The organism is Kitasatospora sp. NPDC048296 (assembly GCF_043201815.1).
Lineage (GTDB): Bacteria > Actinomycetota > Actinomycetes > Streptomycetales > Streptomycetaceae > Kitasatospora.
The window spans coordinates 112,941-131,897 of record NZ_JBICZB010000014.1 but is presented as its reverse complement, the minus strand read 5'-3'; the positions used below and the strand labels follow the sequence as shown (position 1 = coordinate 131,897).

General features: G+C 67.9%; 10 protein-coding genes and 1 pseudogene. 5 read left to right on the top strand and 6 right to left on the bottom strand.

Annotation, left to right across the window (positions count from 1 at the left end; genetic code table 11):
• Positions 1-455: 455 nt before the first annotated feature.
• From ACGF12_RS11825 to ACGF12_RS11805, 5 genes are all read right to left on the bottom strand, one after another.
• Positions 456-2,063: a protein kinase gene (locus ACGF12_RS11825; protein WP_393028140.1), complete on the bottom strand. Its 1,608-nt coding sequence runs from the start codon at positions 2,061-2,063 to the stop codon at positions 456-458.
• 137 nt (positions 2,064-2,200) lie between these two features.
• Entirely contained in the window at positions 2,201-5,407 is a 3,207-nt protein-coding gene (locus ACGF12_RS11820; protein ID WP_393028139.1) for a type I restriction endonuclease subunit R, read from the bottom strand.
• A gap of 5 nt (positions 5,408-5,412) precedes the next feature.
• Positions 5,413-6,672: a restriction endonuclease subunit S gene (locus tag ACGF12_RS11815; protein WP_393028138.1), complete on the bottom strand. Its 1,260-nt coding sequence runs from the start codon at positions 6,670-6,672 to the stop codon at positions 5,413-5,415.
• Positions 6,669-8,660: an N-6 DNA methylase gene (locus tag ACGF12_RS11810; protein ID WP_393028137.1), complete on the bottom strand. Its 1,992-nt coding sequence runs from the start codon at positions 8,658-8,660 to the stop codon at positions 6,669-6,671. The genes ACGF12_RS11815 and ACGF12_RS11810 overlap by 4 nt, the downstream gene beginning before the upstream one ends.
• A gap of 88 nt (positions 8,661-8,748) precedes the next feature.
• Complete coding sequence (locus ACGF12_RS11805; protein WP_393028136.1) at positions 8,749-10,917, bottom strand: N-6 DNA methylase; 2,169 nt, start codon at positions 10,915-10,917, stop codon at positions 8,749-8,751.
• 180 nt (positions 10,918-11,097) lie between these two features.
• Between ACGF12_RS11805 and ACGF12_RS11800 the strand changes: the two genes are divergently transcribed.
• The 4 genes from ACGF12_RS11800 (at position 11,098) to ACGF12_RS11785 (ending at position 17,498) form a co-directional block, all read left to right on the top strand.
• Positions 11,098-13,533 (top strand): AAA family ATPase, encoded by a 2,436-nt coding sequence (locus ACGF12_RS11800; RefSeq protein WP_393028135.1) that lies wholly within the window; start codon positions 11,098-11,100, stop codon positions 13,531-13,533.
• Positions 13,530-13,898 (top strand): hypothetical protein, encoded by a 369-nt coding sequence (locus ACGF12_RS11795; RefSeq protein ID WP_393028134.1) that lies wholly within the window; start codon positions 13,530-13,532, stop codon positions 13,896-13,898. Before ACGF12_RS11800 ends, ACGF12_RS11795 begins: the two co-directional genes overlap by 4 nt.
• Before the next feature lie 153 nt (positions 13,899-14,051).
• On the top strand, positions 14,052-15,686 hold the full coding sequence (locus ACGF12_RS11790) for a hypothetical protein (RefSeq protein WP_393028133.1): 1,635 nt from the start codon (positions 14,052-14,054) through the stop codon (positions 15,684-15,686).
• Between the two features lie 153 nt (positions 15,687-15,839).
• Entirely contained in the window at positions 15,840-17,498 is a 1,659-nt protein-coding gene (locus ACGF12_RS11785; RefSeq protein ID WP_393028132.1) for a PE-PGRS family protein, read from the top strand.
• Here the strand turns inward: ACGF12_RS11785 and ACGF12_RS11780 are convergent.
• Complete coding sequence (locus tag ACGF12_RS11780) at positions 17,428-18,273, bottom strand: PE-PGRS family protein (RefSeq protein ID WP_393028131.1); 846 nt, start codon at positions 18,271-18,273, stop codon at positions 17,428-17,430. The genes ACGF12_RS11785 and ACGF12_RS11780 overlap by 71 nt on opposite strands.
• Positions 18,274-18,400: 127 nt before the next feature.
• Between ACGF12_RS11780 and nth the strand changes: the two are divergent.
• Positions 18,401-18,877 (top strand): annotated as a pseudogene (nth, locus tag ACGF12_RS11775) (endonuclease III domain-containing protein); the annotation flags it as partial.
• Positions 18,878-18,957: the final 80 nt, after the last annotated feature.

Here is an 18,957-nt window from a genome sequence, read left to right as displayed (position 1 = left end):
CGCCAACCACGCGACGGCCGAACAAGTGAACCTGAAACCCCGCCAACCCCTTCTGACCAGCTGATCAGCACCTCCCGCACACCGGGGGAAGCTCAGAGTGGCGGCGGTCGCGGATTCCGAGGAATTCACCCCACGGCTCGAACGGCGCATGGGCTCCCCAAAGGGGACTCCTGGGGCGCCGGGTCAGCGCCCCAGGAGTCAGCTGGTCTGCTCAGCATGCGCGACGCTGAGGGCCGGTGGTCGGTGCGGCAGACGGGGCGGCCGGGCTGGTGGGTGTGGTGCGCAGGCCGAGGGCACGGGACAGGGTCTAACAGCACTTGACAGGGCCAAGATGGCTGCAAGGCGGTTATAAGGCGCCGAATCCCAGCGAGCTGGCGAAGCGTCGGGAAGGTTGACCCGAGCGTGCGGGCCGCGGACAACGTCGGAACGATGGCCGATTGCCGAGGACGCTGCGGTCACTCAGGGGCGCCGCCGTTCAAGTCCAGCCGGATGCGGGCGAGCGTTTCCGCGACCTCCAAGGCCAGCTCGTCCTCAGGGCCGTAGACCATGACCAAGTCTTCCTGGAGGGGCTTCAGGAGTTGCAGGGCTTCGGCAACCTTCCCCTGTGCGAGGAGGAGGACGGCGATGCCGTGGCGAAGGTCGATGGCTTCTTCGCTCACGTCGCCGTCGAGCGCGCGGACGGTGTCCAGCACGTCCTGGAGCTCGTGGAGGGCCTCGGTGACCTGGCCGAGTTCGGCACGGCAGCGGGCCGCCTGGGCGCGGCACTCGCGGGCGGGCGTACTGGCGGGACCGGCGGTCCGGCTGTAGGCCGCGGCCAGGGCTTCGAACTCGGGCAGAGCAGCCCGGTAGTCGCCGCCGAGGAAGCGGATGGCGGCGCGCTGCTTGCGCAGGCCGAGGACTTCCTTGCTGTCGGTGCCGAGCGCGCTGGCGGCCGATTCGACGACAGCTCCGATCACCTCGACTGCCTGGGCGAACCGCTCGTCGTCCAGGAGGAGATCCGCATGGGCGTACGCCTCCTTGATCGCAGCACGGACCTGCTCCAGGACGGGCAACGGCTGGAACTCGACCGTGGTGGGGGTGTGGACGGCTGCGGGTGGTTTTGGCGCCATGGAGCGGGGCGCATAGGGGTGTCGGAAGAGACGGGTCGGGTCCGGGGTACCGAGGGGGCCGGCCTCGGCCTTCGTGGGCACGGAGCCGGCCGCTGGCAGGAAGGGCAGGAGGCGCTCGTAGACCTCCTGGGTGTCGGCCGGGCGGCTCTCCGACGCCTTGCGCAGAAGGTGTAGGACGAGCGTCTCCAACGGCTCGGGAACATCGGCGCGGAGCTGCCGCAGCGGGACCGGTGCCGCGGTGAGGTGCTGGTGCATCAGCGTGTACTCGTTGCCCTCGAAGACTGGGCGGCCGGCGAGGAGTTCGTGCAACACGCAGCCGAGGGCGTACAGGTCCGTCTGCGGGGTGATCCGGCCACCGCGGACCTGTTCCGGCGACATGTACTGGTGGGTGCCGATGGGGCTGCCGGTCGCGGTGAGCTTGGTGACGTCCGTCCGCAGGATCGCCGCGATGCCGAAGTCGAGGACCTTCACCGTGCCGTCACGGGCGACGAGGATGTTGCTCGGTTTGAGGTCGCGGTGGATCACCGGCACGTCGTGGGCATGGGAGAGCACGGTGGCGACCTGGGCGGCGACGGCTGCGGCCCAGCTGACCGGTAGCGGGTGGTCAGGCTGGAGGTAGGCGGAGAGCGGCACGCCGTCGACGAGTTCCATCACCAGGAACAGTCGCTCGAAGCTGTCGTCCAGCACCGCGTCGTAGACCTGGGGAACGCCGGGGTGCTGGATGCGTGCGGTGATGCGTGCCTCCCGGCGGAAACGCCGGGCGAGCTCCTCGGCCAACTGCGACGAGGTGACCGCCGCCTGTCGGATCAGCTTCACCGCCACGGGTCGGTCGAGCACGGCGTCGTAGCCGCGCCACACGTCGCCCATGCCGCCGTGACTGAGCTCTTCCAGGAGTTCGTAGCGGTTGGAGATCACGGTCGCCGGCACGCGGCTGCCCCCCGTTTCTGCGTGCATGGTCGATGGCTGTGGTGCTGTGCGGTTCACAGTGTGACGTGTGTGACGATCACCAGTCCAGGCTTTCGTCTGGCCCCCCGGGACGGTAGGCGGTGCGCGAACGGGCGCCTACCGTCCCAGGTGGTTGAGCACCGGCGTCAGGCCGCGTCGTCCACGCCCTCCTCGCGCCTGATCATGCGCCAGGCGGCTCGGCGCGCGCTGCGGTTGAGGCTGGACTGGAAGCCCCGGTCCGGAGCGAAGTACCGCTTGCCGAGGTCGGTGACGATGCCGACGTAGTCCTCGACCTTGTCGGCGAAGACCCGGTCGAAGACCTTGCCGAAGTTGTCCTCGTCGTTCACGACAGCCGCCTGGCGGACCTCGGTCTCGGCGAGGGTCGCGTTGAATGCGGGCAGCAGGTCCTGCTCGGTGAAGTCCGTTCCGAACTTGTCGTTGAACTTCGCGATGAGCTCGGACAGCAGGGACTTCTCCTGCTCCTTCGTCCCGCCCACGCCCTCCCCGACGTTCCGGATCAGGGCCGGCTCCTCGGCGGTCAGACCCATGTCGTACTCGCCGGTCTTCTCCACCCGCAGATGGCTGAGGTCGACCTCCCCTATGTCGACACCGCCGTCAGCCCGCCGCGGCAACCGGTTGAGCAGGTACCGCCCGTACAGGTGGAGCCGCTCCAGATCGGGGTCGGTGTACGGGACGATCTGCGCCAGGAAGCCGTACTTGCGTACGTAGTCCTGCAGGTTCGCGCGGAAGTCCTCGGCCGTCTTCTGGTCGTCCTCGTCCTCACTGTTCAAGAGGGCCTCGAAGCGGACCACCGCCGGCGCGAGCAGCCGGTACAGCTCTGCGTGCAGCTTCTCCCACTTCGTAGCGGACCCGCCCGCCTTCTCCTGTGCGGCGAAATACGCCTCGGCGAATTCGTCCATCTCCCGCGCGGTGAGGATCGGCGCGGACATGACCCGGCTCTGCGCTTCGTAGAGCAGGTTCGGGTCGGACGGGAACGTCCGGGCCTCCAGGAAGTACGGGCTGAAGGCGGCCTTGACGTCCTCGGCCTCATTGACGAAGTCGATGACCGCGAGGTCCGCCTGCGCCTTGCGCTCGGCGGTACGGTTCAGCCGCGACAGCGTCTGAACGGCGGAGATACCGGTGAGTGTCTTGTTGACGTACATCGTCGTCAGCAGCGGCTGGTCGAAGCCGGTCTGGTACTTCTCCGCCACGACCAGGATCCGGTACTCCGGCTTGCCAGGGCCGCCGACACGAACGGCCTTGTCATCGGCACGGGTGTAGGCGAACGCCTTGGGCAGCGCGCCCTCGGACAGCCCGTCATTCTCCTTGGGCTCGGTCGTCTCCTCGCCCTCGAAGGTAAGTGAACCGGAGAACGCCACCAGAACACCGAGGTCCGGGTACTTGGCGTCGTAGCCAAGGTCTTTGAGGTAGCTCTTGATCGCACGGGACATCTGCACGGCGGACTGGCGGGACGCCGTCACCACCATCGCCTTGGCGCGACCCCCGAGCCGCCCCCGGGTGTGCGCGAGGAAGTGCTCCACGATCACCTGGGCGTGCTGCGCGACGGTGTAGTCGTGCGTCAACGCGAACCGGGCGAGCAGGGGGTTCGCCTTCTTCGGGTCGACCTCCTTCTCCTCCGGGTTCTTGTTGACCAGCTTCCAGTAGGTGTCGTAGGTAACGTAGTTGCGCAGCGGGTCGAGGATGAAGCCCTCCTCGATCGCCTGCCGCATCGAGTAGGTGTGGAAGGGGCGGTACTTGGCTTCGCCGTCGACGTCCTGGAGCGTGCCGAACAGCTCAAGGGTCTTCGCCTTGGGCGTGGCCGTGAACGCGAAGTAGGAGAGGTTCGCGGCACGGGAACGCTGCGAGGCCTTGTGCTTGAGGCGCTCCTGCAGGGTGGCGGGGGCCTCGTTGCTTGCGGCCTCAATGGCTCCCGCGTCGTCGGAGTCCGCGTCGAGGCCCAGGTCGCGGAGGGCAGCCCGGACGGCGGTGGCCGCGTCGCCCGACTGGGAGGAGTGGGCCTCGTCCACGACGATGGCGAAGTTGTGGCCCTGGATCTCGGTCGGATTCTGCTTGAGGAAGTTAAGCAGGGCTGGGAACGAGTGGAGGGTGACCGTGACGATCTTCCCGGTCTCCCGGGAGAGCGCCCGTGCCAACTGCGCACCCTTCGCACCCTGGTTTTCGTCGATCTTCACCACTAGGCCGGCGGTCTGCTCGAAGCTGCCGACCGTCTCCCGGAGCTGGGCGTCCAGGTTACGGCGGTCGGTGATGACGATGACTTTGTCGAACACCGGCACGCCCGGCTTGAGGCCCCCGGCCAGGGCGTCCGGGTCGAGACCGGCCGGATCGGTGGGCGTGTGCAGGTCGCTCAGCCGGTGGGCGAGCCAGCCGATGGTGTTCGACTTGCCCGACCCAGCGGAGGCCATGACCAGGTAGTTGTGCCCGGCCCCGTGGACGGCGGCGTGGGCGGTGAGCTTCCGGACGACGTCCCACTGGTGGAAGCGGGGGAAGATGAGCTTCCGGGTGCTACCGCCCCCTGGCGTCTTCTCCTTGTGGAGGTGGACGAACCGCTCCAGGAGATCCAGCCAGTTGTCGCGCTGCCAGACCTGTTCCCACAGGTAGGAGGTCGAGTAGGTGCCGGGAGTGGTGGGGACGGGGTTGCCCTTGCCGCCGGGCTCGCCCGGGCCCTCCGAGCCGGTGTTGAACGGGAGGAAGTGCGTCTTCGGTCCGCGCAGGCTGGTCGCGACGAAGACCAGGTCGGGATCGACGGCGAAGTTCGCGACGACGCGGCTGGTGAAGATCAGCTCGCTGGGGTCGCGCTTCTCGCGGTACTGCTTCTTGGCCTGGTCGACCCCCTGACCGGTCAGGGGATTCTTCAACTCGGCAGTGGCGACCGGGATCCCGTTGAGGAAGAGCGCCAGGTCGAGCCGGTTGCCCCGGTCGGCCTGCTTTGTCGCGTACTCCAGCTCGCGGACGACGGTCAGGTGGTTGGCCCGGTAGCCGTCGAGGACGGAGTCGTCCTCGACCAGGTTGGGGCGGAAGTACGCGACCCGGAGGAGGACGCTGCGGTCCTTCACGCCGTCACGCAGCACCTTGAGCAGCCCGTCGCTGGCGATCGCCTGACCGAGGCGCTTTGCAAATCCGCGCTGCGCCTCGGTCTGGTCGCCGGCGTACTGGGCGGTGACCAGTTCCTCCCACTCATCGCCCTGGGTCTTGCCGATGAAGGCGAACAACTCGTTGGTGTCCAGCCCGAGCTCGGCCCGGTAGTCCTCCGGCTGGGCCTCACGCCACCCGCGCTCGGTCATCGCGGCGACAATGGCCGCGCCGAACGCAGCCTCGGTGTGGATCGGGGGCATAGCGCTTACTCCGTAACTCCTCGACCGGATGCGGTGGACACGTCGAACTGGCCGGTGACGGCGGCGGTGATGAGCGCCTGCCGGCGCTCGGTGAGCAGAGTGAGCTGGCGTGTGACGGCCGCATGAAGCCCGCGGGTTGCCCGAGAACCTTCATCAATGACACGTACCAGTTCTTCCTGCTGAGATCTATCACCTCGTGGAATAGGCCATTCCTTGATATCTTCACCGCGCAGCTTAACCATGGATTGAGACGATCCCCTGGCGGTAGACTCGATCAGGGATCGGACGCGACCGCTAAGTGCGACTTCGGCAATGAATCGAGGACTGACGCCCTCCAAAAGTCCCACCCTGTAGATCAGATCCGGGATAAGCAGACCCTCGCAATCGCCTGACACTACCGCCACATCGCCAACCAATTTTGGCGTATTCGCCCGCGTCACTAGGAGATCGTTTCGACGTACCTCGTACGCCCGGATTGGCGCGATGTCATCCGGCAGTCGTTTGTTCTCTGTGGGATCGAACCTTCCCCCCTTTACTGCACTTAGCTTCAGGATAGCCCACTCGCTTGAATTCTCGCGCGCAATTGCTTCACACTGCGGACTTGCCCCCTGTTCAATTCGCGCAGCAAAGCGGCGCAGAGGGAGTTCCCCCTCCCTCTCGACCAACCTCATGACGGCTGCGTCCCGGAGGGCGCGGCCGCGCTCCTCAAGGCGATTCAGAAGCACCTTGTTTAGTTCGACAATCCGATCGATGCGAGTTGCCTCAGCATGAAGGAAGTCGGCGATCTGGTGCTGGAACTGTGGCGGCGGCAGCGGCAGCGGGGTCCGTCCCAGCGGCTCCAGGTTCAGGGCGCGGAACGTCGCACCTCCCACCGACGCTTCCCAGAACTGCCGGGCCGTGGAGCTCTGCAGCGCCCAGTACAGGAATCGGTTGGAGACGCCCGCCGCTGACGCCACCCGCGCAGTCCCCTGCGTCAGGTTCGCCCCTGAGAGCTCAGCCGGGACAATCATGACTTTCCCGAAAGAGGGGCCAATCGATACCACCACGTCCCCAGAAGCCACTTCCGAGCGTCGGTACGTACGGGCGATCTCTGGCGTCGTTCGCAGAAGCGAATCGGTATCCGTCACGCCACCGTCTTGGCTCATGTCAACCGGCCTGATATACGGGACACCGGCAGGTGTGTCAGGGCCGGCCTGAACGATCCCGTACGTGATCGGTCGTGCCGGATCGACAAGCCGCTTGAGCGGTACGAAAGGCCAGGTCATTCCGTCACCTCCCCCAGCAGCGCCTGAATTTCAGCCTCCAGCGACTTAAGTTCCGCATCGATCTCTGCCAGCGGACGCGGAGGACTGTATACGTAGAAGTAGCGCGTAAGCGGGATCTCGTAGCCGATCTTCGTCTTGCCGTGGTCGATCCACGCGTCCGGTACGTGCGGCAGCACCTCGCGCTTGAGGTATTCGTTGACATCCTCACCCAGTGGCACGTTCTCGTAGTCGCGCAGGTCGGTGTCCGGCTCCGGAGCGCCCTTGAGCATCTGGACCTCGCCGTCCGCGTCTCGGACGCCGATCGTGTCCCGAACGGCCTTCGTGAACGGTGCGCCCGTCGGCCAGAGCAGGCCGGCCGCGACGACCGCGTCCTTCAGCGCAACAAATGCCACGGACTTGGTCGGCCAGCTCTGGCCGTCCAGGGCCCGAACTGCCGCGACAAACTCCTCCGTGTCCTCCAGCTTCTGGACAGGCTTGGCCTCGGCCAGCGCCGCCAGGGTCTCCTCCGTGACCTCGAACCGCAGCTTCAGCGGTCGGTCGACGGTGATGCGCTGGTAGCCGAAGTCCTCGTTCTTGAAGACCTTGACCTTGCCGTGGAGCGGGTGCTCCGGGTCTCCAGCGACCTGCAGGGCCTCACCGTACAACCGGGTGATCTCCCGGATCTGCTGCTCGTTCAGTTTCTTGCGTTTGTCGCCGAGGGACTTTGGCATCTTCACCCAGTAGTCCCTGGCGTCTAGCAGCACGACCTTGCCCTTGTGGTCGGCGGACTTGCGGTTGGTGAGGATCCAGAAGTACGTAGAGATACCGGTGTTGTAGAAGAGCTGGTCGGGCAGGGCGACGATGGCCTCCAGCCAGTCGTTCTCCAGGATCCACCGGCGGATGTTGGACTCGCCGGACTCTGCCGCGCCCGTGAACAGCGGGGAGCCGTTGAAGACGATGGCGACCCGGGAGCCGCCACCTCCATTGACGTCGACCGGCTTCATCTTCGAGAGCATGTGCTGTAGGAAGAGCAGCGAGCCGTCGTTGATTCGCGGCAGGCCGGCGCCGAACCGCCCAGAGTCGCCGAGGGTCTCGTACTCGTGCTCGACCTCGTCCTTGACCTTCTTCCACTCCACGCCGAATGGAGGGTTAGCAAGGAGGTAGTCGAATTTCTCGCGCCTGTGGCCGTCGTCGCTGAAGGAGTTGCCGAAGGCGATGTTGTCCGGGTCCTGGCCCTTGATCATCAGATCCGAGCGACAGATTGCCCAGGACTCGGGGTTGAGCTCCTGGCCGTAGACCTCCACCTTGGCAGCCGAGTTGAGGTCGGTGATGTGGTCCTCGGCCGCACTGAGCATGCCGCCGGTGCCGCAGGCCGGGTCCAGGACGGTGCGCACCGTTCCAGGGAGGCTCAGCGCGTCCGCATCCGGCCCTACCAGCAGGTTGACCATCAGGTTGATGACTTCGCGCGGGGTGAAGTGCTCACCCGCGGTCTCGTTCGACTGCTCCGCGAAGCGTCGGATGAGCTCCTCGAAGATGTAGCCCATGTTGTGGTTGGATACGGCCTCGGGACGCAGGTCCAGGTCTGTGAACCGGCCGATGACCTGGTAGATGAGCTTGGCGCCGTCCAGCTTGCGGATCTGCTGGTTGAACTCGTACTTCTCCAGGACCTCGCGGGCGTTGTCGGAGAACGAGGCCACGTAGAGCTGCAGGTTCCTCGCGGCGTTCTGCGGGTCACCGGCGATCTTCCGCAGGGTGAGGGAGCTCCTGTTGTAGAAGGAGTGGCCGGAGGCCTTACGCAGGAAGCGGTCCTCGTCCAGCTCCTGGCCGGCGAGCTCGGCGGCCCGCTCCGCGACCTTCTCCCGGGTCGGCTCCAGCACGCACTCCAGCCGTCGCAGGACGGTGAAGGGCAGAATCACCTTGCCGTAGTCGGACTGCTTGTAGTCACCGCGCAGGAGGTCGGCGACGGACCAGGCGTGGTTCGCCAGCTCCGTGTGCTTGCTGCTGTTCAAAGGGTTTCCCCGGTCTTCTCTCGGGTCGTCCGCCATTCTCAGCGGAACGTACGCAGTCTGGTCGATACGTCGTGTCGGCCGAGGCGGTTCAGCCGGATTGGTGCTGGTCGCCGGACATCGGCGGCAGGAGCGCGCCTACGGTGAGGCCTGCGGTCACCGCGTTCGCGGCCTCCGTAGCAAGAGCCGCGGCGCGATGGGCGGCGGCGCGCAGCTGGTAGGCGCGGCGGAAGGCGCCGCCGTAGTGGCGTTGCTCCGTCAGCGGCATGAGGGGGACGCGCAACCGCGCCGGATTGACCTGGACCATAGTGGTGCCGGTCGAGGCGGCGGTGATGTTGTCGGCTGCGCCGAGGAATCCGGCGAGGAACCACGGGTCGAGGCGGGACGGGTCCGGACGCAGGAGGTGCAGGGCGGAGCCGAGGAGCGCACCGGCATCGCCCTCGTCTGCGACCCGGGTCATCAGTCCCGCAGTGCCTGGGCTGGAGACTGCGCGCAGCAGTACGTCCCCTTCCGCGATCGTTTGGCTGGTGTCCGGGTGGGCGTCCCCGGTCGTACCCGAGGGCGCGCTGCCGTTCAAGACATCACGCGCCGTCAGCACCGGCTGGAGATCGATTCCCTCCGCGGCGACGCCTCCGCCCTTAGAGTCGCGTCCGCTGCCAAGCGCCGCTGCCCGGACAACAACGAGGGCGCCTCCGCGGGTGAGATCGGCGACAGTCGCGGTGCGCCATTCGCGCATCGACGTACCGGCCGTATCCCATTCCGTCGCACCGCTGAGCGCAGCCAGTTCGTTCAGTTGCGACCCCAGTTGGCCGTGCAGCGCTGCGATTCTGCCGACGAGCGCCGCCGGGTCGACGTCGGCTGCGGCCGCGCGGACCTGCCGGCCCGGGGTGAGGTCGACGACGTCGTCGAGGAGGTCGACCACCGGGACGGCGCGGGCCAGCCCCGACGCGTCGGTGAAACCGTCCGGCTGGTCGCGATACGCCATCCACGGTGTCAGCACGCGCTCCGCGAGGCCGGCCCAGTCGAAGGCGGCACTCCCCAGTGAGCCGCTCCGTGTGACGGTGCCGGCACTGCCCTCGCCGTCTCCGTCGATGAAGAGTACGGAGGTGCGCTCGGCGGAGCCGGGCTCGGGCCGCTGCAGTATCCAGATGTGCAGGGCGATGTGCAGCGGGTAGGCGACGCGGCTCGGCAGGGAGACGACGGCGCGCACGGCCCCGCTGCGGACGAGTTCGGCGCGGATGCGGCGGGCGGAGGTGCGGAAGGCGAGGGCGGGTGGCAGCAGCATGACGACGTACCCACCGGGCTCGACGTGTGCCAGTGCGTGTTGGACCCAGGCCAGCTCCGACTCGAAGCGTGAGGGCACGCCGTAGGCCCACCTGGGGTCGTAAGCGAGTTCGTCGTGGCCCCAGTCGCGGTCACCGAAGGGTGGGTTGCACAGCACGGCATCGACCGTCAGGCCCGGGAAGGCGTCGGCCCGCAGGCTGTCGCCGGCGGCGATCACGACCTTGTCCCCTGCGGCCGGGGCGGGCTCGTCAAGCTCAAGGGCGACTGAGGCCCGCTGCGCCTGGAGCGCACGGGTGTCCTGTCCGTACAGCTCGCGTGCGCCGCGCTTGCGGGCGGCGGACAGGAGGGTGCCGCTGCCGCAGGCGGGGTCGAGCACGCGGGTCACGGTGTCGGGCAGCAGTCCTGCCATGAGGTCGGCAAGGCCCTGGGGAGTGCGGTAGGTGCCGCTGGCCGCGCTCTCGTCGAGGTCGCGTTCGGCGAGGACGTCCAGTGCGGCCTGCGCACCCGGACCGCGTACACATGTCAGGAGTGCGCGGATCACACCGGCGTCTTCGGACCCGTACGTCACGGGCCGGATCTCGGATGCTGTCCGGGCGGCAAGGAGACCGTTCGCAGCCGTGGCAAGCCGATCGTCGGGCAGTTCAAGAAGACGGCCCGACTCCTGCTCCGGAAGTCGCGCCGCGTCTGCCAGCAGCGGAAAGAAGCGGGTGGCGTCCACGCTGGCCCCGAGAAGCCGCAGCGCCGTCCGCAGGTCCTCCTCCGGTGACGCGGCGGAGGTGTGCCCCCGGCCGCGGAGCCACTGCTGGACGGCGCCCAGGTCGTAGAGCGGGCTGCTCTCAGTGCCGCCGCTGGGCGCGGGGAAGTCGGTGTGGCGCCGCCGCCAGTTGCTGACGGTGGCGCGGGTGACCCCGGCGATACGGGAGATCTCTGCGGCCGTCACCTGCGCGGACGGCGGCATCACTGACTTTTGCGGCATGGAGCCCCGCCTCTCTCGGAAGTGGACAGTAAACACGTTACACCATCAGTCAAGACATGCATTCGATTGACGATGCTTTCAGTGTCATGCTTATCTAGATCTGCTTGCACAGCCCGTGCTGCTGTCATCACGACGGCAGCCGTGTCATCGTCCCCACCCCCTCTTCTCCAGGAGCGCGCCATGACGACCAGCACCAGCTCCGCACCCACCGCATCCGCACCCACGCCGCCGGCATCGCCGATCGCGGCCGTCGTCCAGCGGCTGGAATCCGCCCCTCTGTCCGAGGAGGTCGCCGCACTGGTTCGCGAAGCTCTGGACAGCGTCGAAGGCTCCGAGGCCGCTGCCGTCCGTGGTGCCTACCTGAAGTCGATCACCGTCGAGGGCTTCCGGGGCATCGGTGAAGCCGCCACGCTCCATATCCCTCCGGGCCCCGGCCTGACGGTGGTGCAGGGGCGGAACGGCAGCGGCAAGTCCAGCTTCGCCGAGGGCATCGAGGTCGCCCTCACCGGGCGCAACCGCCGTTGGGAAGACGAGGACGGTAAGAACGTGCAGACCGTCCAGCAGGACGGTTGGCGCAACCTGCACCACTCCGGACCGCACCGCCTCGAACTGGAACTCCTCGCCTCCGGCCGGGTCCGACCGCTCACGATCACCCGCGCTTGGGCCGACACCACGTCGTTCTCCGAGTCCGAGTCGGCGGTCCTCGGACTCGGGCCGACCCCGTTGCCGCTCTCCGCTCTCGGCTGGGCGGAGGACCTGCGGTCGTTTCGGCCGGTCCTCTCCTACAGCGAGCTCGGTCAGATGATGACCGCCAGGCCCAGCCGGATGTACGACCGGCTCGCCACGCTGCTCGGCCTCGGGGCACTTAGTGAAGCCGCCGATCGGCTCGCCGCACGCGAACAGGAGCTGGCGCTGAGCGAGAAGCAGGCCAAGGCCGCGCTGCCGCCGCTGCTCGCGGCCCTTGTGGACGTGCCGGACGAACGCGTCCAGAGCGCGGTGACGGCACTTCAGCAGCGTGTCCCGGACCGGGAGCGCATCCGTGCCCTGGTCGCCGGGGCGCCGCTGGCCGACACGACGGAGCTGGCCCGCCTGCACCGATTGGCCGCGCTCAACGGCCCGGACACCGACGCGGTGACTGAGGCCGTCGCCCGGCTGCGGGAGGCCGTCGCCGCGGCCGAGGACGTCCGGCACAGTGACGCCGGCACTGCGCTCGCCCGCGCCGACCTCCTCGACCGGGCCCTGCGGCTGCGCTCCCAGCACCCCGCGGACCACACCTGCCCGGTCTGCCGGAGCACGGACCGCCTCGACGACGCGTGGGCCGCCGCGGCAGGCGCCCAGGCCGACCTGCTCCGCGAGGAGGCCGCCGAGGCCCGGTCCGCGCAGCAGGCCGTACAGGACTCTACGGACGACCTGCGGGCACTGATCCACAACCGCACCGCCGACCTGCCTGATCACCTGCACGCTCTCTGGGACGAATGGGTCGCCTGCCGCGGCATCCATGACCCGCATGGACTCGCGGCCCACGCCGAGAAGCAGGCGGCGGCACTCGCCGACGCCTGCCGACATGTCCGCCAGGAGGCGAAGCGTCAGCTGGCGGAGCAGGACGAGCAGTGGCGCGGCGTCGTCCCGCAGCTTGCGTCGTGGCTCGCGCTGGCCGATGCGGCAGCCGCCGCCAAGCCGCTGCTGGCCCAGGTCAAGAAGGCGAGGGCATGGCTCAAGGAGGTGCAGGCCGAGCTGCGTGAAGCCCGTATGCGCTCCATCGCCGAAACTGCGCAGGGCATCTGGCAGTACCTCAGCCAGGAGAGCAACGTCGCCCTGGGTGACGTTACGCTCAAGGGCTCCGAGACGTACAGCGGCCGGGGCGTGGCACTGAACGTCACCGTGGACGACGTCGACGCCGCCGCGCTTGGTGTCGTGAGCCAGGGCGAACTGTTCTCCCTCGCGCTGGCGCTGTTCCTGCCCCGGGCCATGGCCCCGCAGAGCCCGTTCGGCTTCATCGTCATCGACGATCCGGTGCAGTCCATGGACCCTCGGAAGGTCGAGGGCCTCGCCCGGCTGCTGGACGAGATCGCCCGGACCCACCAGGTCGTCGTCTTCTCCCATGACACCCGGCTGCCGGACGCCCTGCGCTTCCACCGCATCAAGGCCACGATCCTTGAGGTCGGCCGGTTCCGGCGTTCGAAGGTGACCGTCCGTTCCGTCGACGACCCGGTCAAGCGTGAACTGGCCGCCGCTCGTGCGGTCGCCAGGGACAACAAGGTCACCGCCGCGGTCCTCAACGAGGTCCTGCCCGGCCAGTGCCGCCTCGCTCTGGAGGCCGCCCTCCAGGAGTCGGCTCGCCGGACCCTCCTCGGTACCGGCATGGTCCATCTCGCCGTCGAGGAGCGCATCGGTAAGGCCCGTGAGCTGACTGACCTGGCCGCCCTTGCCCTGTTCGGCGAGAGCCGGAGCAAGGCCCAGGTCTACCGGGAGATCAGCCGCCGGCTCGGTCCCGATGCGAGCGACATCGTCGGACTGTGCAACAGGGGTGCCCACACCACCGTCCCGGACACGGCCGACGCCGTCGCATTCATCAACCGGGTGGCCGCCGCCACGGAAGGACTGCGCGCTCTGTGACTACTGCACCCGAGGTGCTGACCTCAGCGACCCGCATCACCGCCGCCACGTCTCTTCTCGACGCCGGGCCCTCCGGGAACGCCCACCCGCGCGCCGCGGTGTTCCTGCTCCGCCGCGCCCTGGAAGCAGGGCTCGACTCATACATCGTCGCCCACCGGCCGGCCCTCACCCGCTGTCGGACGGAGACCAAGGTCGTCTGGCTTGCCCACCACCTCGATGTCCGGCTGGCCGGCCGACTCGCGGCGGTTTGGAGCAGCCTCAGCGGAGCGTGCCACTACCAGCAGACCGCCCTGCCCCCGACCGTCGGTGAACTCCTCGGATGGCGGGACGAGGTCGCGTTCGTGCTGCGGGGCCTCCGCACCTGAGCTCGGCGATCGCCCGTCCGCGCATGACTCAGGACAGCGGCTGCGCCGTGGGAAGCGCTGTATTCAAGCCGCCCGCGGCAGCAAAATGAGACGGTAGCGGCACCGGACCGGCCGTTTCTAGTGCGCCCGTGACTATCAATCAAGGGGGATGACATGGCGAGTGTGGAGAGGCCCGAATTCCTGCCCGACTGCGACACGCCGGCACGCTACAGGAAGGCGGACGATGCCACTCTGACGTGCCTCGTTCGGTTGGCTGATGGCTCGCTTGACGACCACTGGCGGACTTCCAGTCTGCAAGCGTGTGAGATGCGAGGCGGCGCAGCGCTCGCGGCGGCGTCCTTCATCGTCCAGGCACCCGGTCCCTGGCACGAGGACGTCCAGCGGATCCTGCGTCTGTCCAAGGTAAGCATTGACCGGCCGAGTTACTCCGCGTCCGAGTACACGGCCGGCCTCTGCTACGTCGCAGGTGCCAAGGACCTTCTGGCAGGACTGCGCCACCGAGCGGCCGACGCCTTGGTGCATCGCTCGAATGATCTGGGTGTATTGGGCTACCAGGAAGCCTGCCACCTACTCCCCAGGAACAGCTGGGACTGGCTGGCAGATGCCGTGCGTGACGGGTGGGCGCTGTGGACGGCGATCCTCTTCACCGAGGACGAGGCCGCCCCGCTCACAACCCGTATGCGAGTGGGCGTGGCTCTCGCAGAACACGAGCAGCCCGCTGGGTACGTACCTCAGGCCGTGGAACGGCTTGTTGCGCACCAAGGCGCCTCGAGCGCTGACCGCCTCGCGCTTGCCCTGGCCGTCGCGCAGCGCGCTCCGAAGGACGCCGTGGGCCTGCTTTGTTGCCTCGCATCGGACCCGATCGTCCAGGCCGGACACCGCATGCACGCCATCGGGCTGCTTGACGAGATCGACCCGCCGAAAGCTGAGGAGATGCGGGCCTTGCAGACCCGCCTTCCTTCCGCCCAGGTGGCTCGCAAGCAGCGCCGGGACGCTGTCGAGCGTGCGCAGCAGGAAGCCGCGGCTAGGCGCGAGCGGGAGACTCCCGAGGCAGTCCTGAGGCGGCTTGACGCCGAGATCGAGGAGCTTCTGGACGACCTGCGTCACCGCGGCTCGGCGGACTTCCTGGCCGATCAGCTCGACGACCACATCGCGGAGAACAGCTGGGAGGAGGTTGCCCAGGATGTCGCCGACATGTGCAGTGTGATCCGCGATGAGAGCGTCGAATCCTCACTCCACCTGTTGGAGGTCCTCACCCAGATCCGGTACGGCGATGAGTCCGATTCGCTCATGGGGACACCCGACCCCGAAGAACTCGATGCCCGGAACTTCCCTCGGCTGACTCAAGAAGGGCTCAACGAGTACGCACGCACCGAGGCAGAGCGCGCCTGGGCGTTTTGGAGGAAGCTCGTTGAGGAGCACGGCTGGGATAGCGACCAGCTCGGTGAAGTCGACCGCCAAGAAGCGGAGGTGAACCAGAACGTGCGCGAATGCGTCGAGTGCAAGACCGGCGATCACCTACGAGAACTTCAGCAGCACCTGGTGTGGGAACTCTGGCCCAGTTTCGCGGGCGCTGCGGAGCGGAGGAACTATGGCACCGCACGAGCACTCTTGGCCGCTGCTGGCCTCCTTGCGGATGAGGTCGAGCGCGCCCTCACTCTCTGGAAGGCTGCTTCGACCGAGAGCTATGACTTCGACCCGCTGACGATGTCGTGGCCTTGCGAGTTCTGGCTGGTTCTGGAGAAGTCGAAGAACTGCAGCCTGCCGGACGAGTACCTGCCCGAGTAGAAGGTCCTGCAGAAGATCTAGCGTCGTTGAGCCGCTGCCCGGTGGTGGGCCAATCCTGCGCCACCATCGGGGCGGTGATGATGATGCGGTTTCCATGCGCGGGTTAGATCAATCGGCTTGTGCCAGACAGGGGCGAGGGGATACCACGACGGTATGCACCGCTGGACTCCTCTCAACGAGCGTCAGCTCGCTCTCCTGACTCGTATCGGTGAGGGCGCCACCCCCGTCACCTCGGATGAACCCGCGCTTGCCGTTACGGCGCGGGCACTCAAAGGCCGCGGGCTCGTCCTCATGCCGAAGGCCGCTGACAAGAAGTGGCGGGCAGAGATCACCGACGTCGGACGGTTCTATCTGGAACACGGCCACCACCCGGACCAGCCGGCCAAGAAGGTCGGTCGGCCTGCGGGGCGGGATCAAGCTCAGAGACCCGCTGCGAAGGTCGTCCGGCAGGAAGCTCAGCCGGACGAAGGGTCCATGAGTCCGAAGCAGTCGACGCCTCCCCGTCCAGCTCGCCCGCTTCCGCCTCCCCGCTCGGTAACTGGCCCAGCGTTGATCGAGCAGGTCCAGCAGGCCGGGCGCTTCCTGCGTATCTCGGATCCGCCGCCCGAGGAACGGGCACGGCTGCGGCGGGCCTTCGACGCCGCCCGCGAATATGCGCCGGACGGCTACCAGCTGAAGTACAGCGGGCGGGAGAAAGGCGACTTCTTCCTCGGCCTGCTGCGGACGAACGGGCTCGACGAGACCGAGTGGAACCGGATCCGCCTCCAGCGAAGCAGAGTCGTCACCGATGTGGACGACATCATCGCGGCGATCAAGGCCGACCACAGTGCCTTCGAGATTTCCGAGGGCGTACTCCCGCGAGTGCTGTCGATCGTCCGTTTGATCGCCGAGGAAGCCCTGTCGAGGCACGGGGACGTGACGATCTTGAAGAAGCGGCGCCAGGCCAGGCCGCTGCTCAACGTCCACGGCAAGACCTGGGAGATCGGATTCAAGGAGCGGCAGAAACGGGTCAAGTACGTGCCTGCCCCCAAGGGGCGGCGCAAGACCTACGACTGGCAACGGGTCACGCCCGCCCACCGCTCCGAGCCGTCCGGCGAGCTCGACCTCTACCTGGTCGAACCTCACCCCAGCTACAGCCGCGCCAGTGCCTGGACGAAGGAGTGCGGGGACACGCCCAGCCGTCAGCTGGAGGAACAGATCGGGGCTGTCTTCCGGGCCCTGAAGGCCCGCGCCGAGGAGCAGGAGACGCGCCGCCTGGCGTATGAGGCCGAGCAACGGCGGCTCAAGGGGGAGAGGGAACGAGCGGAGGCCGAGCGGCGACGGCTGGAGGCCGAGGAGAAGGAGCGCCAGCAGCGGAAGTGGGAGAAGGCCATCGCTGCCGCCAAGATCCACGCCGCTGAGGCCGCGCGGGCGGAGACCTTCGGGGCGGCCCTGGACCGGTGGCGCGCAGCGGCTGAGATCCGTCGATTCTGCGCCGAGCTGGAGGAATCCGCATCCTGCGCCACCTCTGTCACGGAGGCCGAGCGCCTGCGCCAGTGGGCCAAGTGGGGCCACGAAGAAGCCGACCGGATCGACCCGACGTCACCCGGCCGCGGGCTCGGCGTCGAGGTCTTCGAGACCGAACCCACGGACGAGGCCCTGCGCCCCTTCCTCAAGGGCTGGAGCCCGCACCGGCCCGTCAAGGAAGCACTGCCGGCCGAGCCTGCCCAGCCACCGCGCCAGGCGGACCCCTGGAGCGACCTCAGCGCCTCACCTCGGGACCAAGGCTGGAAATACGGACCCCAAGGTCGCGCTCAATGGTGGAGGCGATGACACCGTGCCCGCGCTCGCGCAGCGCCTTCACAGCCCGCTCGATCAGGGTGTTCAGCCGCTCCACCTCTTCGCGAAGTGCGAGCAGCTCGTCATAGCGGTCCACTCGCTCCTGGCCGCACCACTCGCGGATGGTGCGGAGGGCGTCGTCCTCGGCCTTCAGCTTCCCGTCGTCCCGGCGGCGTTCCCAGGAGTGCCATGACGGAACGGCCCGCTCGCGATCCACGGATTCCTGCCGGCGGTCGGCCTCCGGCAGGATCCCCTCCGCCAGCACCTCTGCGGCCCGCCGGGCGATGCGCTCGGCGACCGGCCAGCCCGCCAGGCACAGCCCGGACCGGTTCTCGTAGACCATCGGATCGGCGCGCAGCTCGGCCGGATCGAGGTCCAGACGCTGCGCCGTGGCATCGAGATCGGCCAGCTCCAACACACCGGCGTCCGCCACGCCCTTGCGCAGCCGGGCCTGGCTCTTCGGGCGGATGAACCCCAGGACCGTCCGGGCTGCCTCGAACTCGGGGCTCTTGCGCACCTGCCGGGATGCTTCCGTCAGCCTCAGTTCGGCGGCGTCGTCAGCACGGAAGACTTCCACGTCAGCCCACCGGGCGACCAGTGATGCCTGCGCCACCCACTCCTGCAGTCCGGTTTCTTCACCGTCGAGGAACCGGACGTGCACCTGGGCCGACCGGCGCGGCCCTCCCACCCGGACGATCTCCACGCGGCGGACCGCGCCACCGAGCAGCTTGGGCTGGGCGCGGTAGGCCCAGTTCTCGTCGATCTCCACGCAGCTATTGAGCCAAACCACCGCGGCCCGCCGCTACCACTTCCAGGAGTTTCCCCCGGTGGGGTCGGACAGCACTGCCCCAAGGGAAACCGGCGTCGGGGCTTACGGTTCGGCGTAGCCTTCGTGCATGGCAGAGAGCAAGGTCCGGAAGACAGCGGCGCCGAAGGCGGCGGTGAAGAAGGCGGCGGTGAAGCCGAGGAAGCCGGAGTCGCATCTGGCGATGGTGCGGCGGGCGCGGAAGATCAATCGCATCCTGGCGGAGACGTATCCGTACGCGCATCCGGAGCTGGACTTCGAGACGCCGTTCGAGCTGCTGGTGGCGACGGTGTTGTCGGCGCAGACGACGGACCTGCGGGTGAACCAGACGACGCCGGCGTTGTTCGCGAAGTACCCGGAGCCGGAGGACATGGCGGCGGCGAATCCGGAGGAGTTGCAGGAGATCATCCGGCCGACTGGGTTCTTCCGGAACAAGGCGAAGTCGTTGATCGGGCTCTCGATCGCCCTGCGGGACAACTTCGGCGGTGAGGTGCCGAAGACCCTGGAGGAGATGCTTACACTGCCTGGCGTGGGCCGGAAGACGGCCAACGTGGTCCTCGGAAACGCTCGTGATCCTAAAACGGGAGAACCCTTCGGTCTGGCGAGCATGACGGCGGCGTGACCTTGGCAGTGAGCCGCCGGCACCGG

Excerpts from the sequence above, each read along its gene's own strand:
- ACGF12_RS11800 (WP_393028135.1), top strand. The coding sequence starts at position 11,098 with ATGACGACCAGCACCAGCTCCGCACCCACCGCATCCGCACCCACGCCG.
- ACGF12_RS11785 (WP_393028132.1), top strand. The coding sequence starts at position 15,840 with ATGCACCGCTGGACTCCTCTCAACGAGCGTCAGCTCGCTCTCCTGACT.
- ACGF12_RS11805 (WP_393028136.1), bottom strand. The coding sequence starts at position 10,917 with ATGCCGCAAAAGTCAGTGATGCCGCCGTCCGCGCAGGTGACGGCCGCA.
- ACGF12_RS11815 (WP_393028138.1), bottom strand. The coding sequence starts at position 6,672 with ATGACCTGGCCTTTCGTACCGCTCAAGCGGCTTGTCGATCCGGCACGA.
- ACGF12_RS11820 (WP_393028139.1), bottom strand. The coding sequence starts at position 5,407 with ATGCCCCCGATCCACACCGAGGCTGCGTTCGGCGCGGCCATTGTCGCC.
- ACGF12_RS11790 (WP_393028133.1), top strand. The coding sequence starts at position 14,052 with ATGGCGAGTGTGGAGAGGCCCGAATTCCTGCCCGACTGCGACACGCCG.
- ACGF12_RS11825 (WP_393028140.1), bottom strand. The coding sequence starts at position 2,063 with ATGCACGCAGAAACGGGGGGCAGCCGCGTGCCGGCGACCGTGATCTCC.